This window comes from Mesorhizobium sp. P3_A9 (genome assembly GCF_056402975.1).
In genome coordinates this window covers 1-2,912 of sequence record NZ_JBFUGJ010000529.1, presented here as the reverse complement: position 1 = coordinate 2,912, position 2,912 = coordinate 1, and the positions used below count along the sequence as shown (strand labels likewise).

Here is a 2,912-nt window from a genome sequence, read left to right as displayed (position 1 = left end):
GGAAAATAGTCAAGCCTGCTCTGCGGTTCAATCGTCACGTTTTGTCGGCCGGTTTCAGACGCCGGGTTTCATATGGCGCGCAGGCACGAGCACAAAGCCCAGTCCGCGCCTCAGCTCTCTGTCCGGCCGAATTGCGAGCGTTCGAAGAACAGCACCACGCCCAAGCCCAGAATCAGCGGGATGATGAGATAAAACAGCCGGAACACCAGCAGCGCCGCCAGCACGCCGACCGGGTCCATGTCGGAAAGCCCGGCGAGGAACACCACCTCGAACACGCCAAGCCCGCCGGGCGCATGCGATATCTGCGCGACCGAGAAGGAGACGAGAAAGACGCCGAGCACGACGAAATAGCCGGGATTGTGCAATTCGGGCAGGGCGAAGAAGATGATTGCGGCGGCGGCAAGCAGTTCGATTGGGCCGATCAGCAATTGCCTGGCGACGATCGGCAGTGCGGGATAGTGCAATTGAAAGCTGGCGATCTTCAGGGGATTCAGGTGCAGCCAACTGCCGAAGATGTAGGCGCCGACCAGAATCAAAAGGACAATCCCGGCGGCGATTGCCAAGCCGTGGTGCGGTGCGCCGGAAAAACGATCGATGATCTGCGGCTCGAACACCAGCACCAGGCCGCCGACCAGCACACTTGAGAGCACGAAGGTGATCCAGCAGATCGCCACCAGCACGCCGACATCCTGKCCSGTCAGGCCCCTGGTGCCRTARGCGCGATAGCGGATSACSGCGCCKGARAAMACCGAGCCGCCGATATTGTGCGACAGCGCGTAGGTGGTGAAGGAGCACAGCGTCACGAACAGCCATGATACACGCTTGCCGATATGCAGCAGCGCGATGTGGTCGTAGCCGGCGAGCGCGGCATAGGCGATGACGGAACTCAGCCCGGCCAGCACCCAGCCGCGCGTTGGAATGGCGGCAAGCCCGTCCCAGACATCGTCGATCGAGATGCCGCGCAGCTCGTGCCAGAGCAACAGCAGCGAGAAGATCACCGCGGCGAAGCCGACGACCGGCCAGAAATAGCGTCTCCAGTTCATTGCCTCACTGCCATGCGTTGCCTGTCCGCTTCCTTTTCGCTTGATGGTGGGAGGCCGACCGCCCAGCTTCTTCCGTTCATTTCAGAAATGCCTCATTGAAGCCGGCTATTCAACCGCGAACACTTGTCGCGCCGGCCGCCGGCAAGGTCCGCCAGCACCGAAAGCGGCGCAAACGGCAAGCGATGAGGCATTGGCTTCGACCAGCGTAGTCTTCGCTGGCGTCCGCGCTACCAATCCAGCCTTGCGGGTACATTACGGCTGCGGGCGAAAAGGCGGCTCGCGCTCCAGCCGGCAAAATTCAGCGTGCGGCTCTTGGTGATCGGGCACGGCGCTGTTACTCTGGCGGCAACTTGAAACATGCCAAAGCGCCTGCTGCGTCCTTCATCGGTTCGCGCGGCGCCGGAAGGAACGACAGTGGAAGACCGCGACACCGGCGCAGGCGCGTCGGAGGTGGGCGCGTCCAGCGCTTCCCCAGGGCCATCTGGCTCGGGGGCAGCCGGTTGGCAGCAACGCCGCCCGACGGAGCCACGCTCCGCCGACGGCCAGGCGGGCGACGCGACGCATCACCAGAAGGGCAAGCCCAAGAAGCGGCGCAAGCGAAGGCGCGGGCGCAAGGTTTTTGCGCGCGACGAAGCTCATCCCCAGGACAATCGATCGACAGGTAAAGCCGCTGCCCCGGCTTTGGAGTCGAAGCAGCCTGTTGCGCCGGCGATTTCGCCTGCCGTCCAAACGCCACGCCCGGAACAGGGCGCCCGCCGACCGCCGGTGCACGAACTTCCGGTCTTCGCGGCCCTCGACCTCGGCACCAACAATTGCCGGCTGCTTGTCGCGGTTCCCACACGGCACGGCCAGTTCCGCGTCATCGATGCCTTCTCGCGCATCGTCAGGTTGGGCGAGGGGCTCACCGCCAATGGCCGGCTCGGCCAGCCGGCGATGGACCGCGCCGTCGAGGCGCTGAAAATTTGCGGCGACAAATTGCGCAGCCGCAAGATCAGGAAAGCCAGACTCATCGCCACCGAAGCCTGCCGCTCGGCCGACAACGGCGTCGAATTCCTCGAACGCGTCGAGCGCGAGGCCGGGCTGAAGCTCGAGATCATCGATCGCCAGACCGAAGCGCGGCTGGCGGTTTCCGGCTGCGGCTCGCTGGTCGAGCGCGACACGCAAGGCGTCGTCCTGTTCGATATTGGCGGCGGCTCTTCCGAAATCGCGCTGATCGACCTCACCGGCCGCCGCTCGCCGCGGCTCGCCAATCATATCGTCTCGTGGACGTCGCTGCCGGTCGGCGTCGTCTCCTTGGCCGAGCGCTTTGGCGGGCGCACGGTGACGCGCGAAATCTTCACCGCCATGGTCGACGACGTCGCCGGCAGGCTGGCCACCTTCGATGGCCGCGACCGGCTGAGCCACCTCAAGGCCAGTCCGAATTTTCACCTTCTCGGCACGTCCGGCACGGTGACGACGCTGGCCGGTGTCCACCTCGAYCTCGAGCGYTACGACCGGCGTAGGGTCGACGGSCTGTGGATGGACCGYGACAGCGTCGACCGCATGGTCGARARRCTGGTCGGCTGGGATTTCCAGCAGCGCKKCGCCAACCCKTGCATCGGYGCSGACCGCGCTGATCTGGTGCTGGCCGGCTGTGCTATCCTTGAAGCGATCCGCGCGGTCTGGCCCTCGGAGCGACTGCGTGTCGCCGACCGTGGCCTGCGTGAAGGCATATTGAGCGAGCTGATGGCCGATGACGGCGTCTGGCGCAATGATGGGCGTGGCAGGGCATGAACAGTCGACCCCCACTCCGTCGAGCTTCGCTCGCCACCTCTCCCCCGGTCGACGGGGGAGAGGAAAGGCGCGAACTTATACAGGCTGGCTCCCTTC

2 protein-coding genes are annotated in these 2,912 nt (G+C 64.9%); one reads left to right on the top strand and one right to left on the bottom strand.

Annotated elements, in window-relative coordinates; translation table 11 throughout:
• Positions 1-110: 110 nt before the first annotated feature.
• Positions 111-1,043, bottom strand: a complete 933-nt coding sequence (locus AC1DX0_RS33875) for a lysylphosphatidylglycerol synthase domain-containing protein (protein ID WP_477221122.1) — start codon at positions 1,041-1,043, stop codon at positions 111-113.
• 414 nt (positions 1,044-1,457) lie between these two features.
• Between AC1DX0_RS33875 and AC1DX0_RS33870 the strand changes: the two genes are divergently transcribed.
• Positions 1,458-2,816, top strand: coding sequence for a Ppx/GppA phosphatase family protein (locus AC1DX0_RS33870; protein WP_477358706.1), 1,359 nt, complete (start codon positions 1,458-1,460; stop codon positions 2,814-2,816).
• The last annotated feature ends 96 nt before the right edge of the window (positions 2,817-2,912 follow it).